We start from the raw sequence: 387 nt of genomic DNA, 5'->3' as shown, positions 1-387 counted from the left end.
CATTTGCGTACCTGTATTTTCACAGCGTCCGCCATTAATAGCTAATAATAATGTTTTAGCTAAGTTAGTACGTGCACCAAAAAACTGAATTTGTTTTCCTAAGGCTTGGTATGATACGCAGCAAGCAATACCGTAATCATCAGATCCTCTTAAAGTGCGCATCATATCATCATTTTCAAATTGAATTGACGATGTGTCAATAGCTACTTTAGCANTCTGGCGAAGGCCCTAAATTATAAAGTGTATTTAAAAAACGGAATGATGTTTTTGTAACCTTGGTTCTGCCATCTTCAAACATACCTCCAATAGCTTCGGTAACCCAAGTAGGATCTCCGGCAAAAATTTCATCGTAGGCTGCCATACGTAAGTGGCGCACCATACGTAATT

Annotated in this window: 1 pseudogene; it reads right to left on the bottom strand. The window is 38.6% G+C overall.

From position 1 onward, the window contains the following. Positions 1-379, bottom strand: a pseudogene (locus tag FUA24_RS04805) (pyruvate formate lyase family protein); the annotation flags it as partial. Positions 380-387: the final 8 nt, after the last annotated feature.

The sequence above is a fragment of the Seonamhaeicola marinus genome, from assembly GCF_008085455.1.
This window is presented reverse-complemented; position numbering and strand designations above follow the sequence as displayed.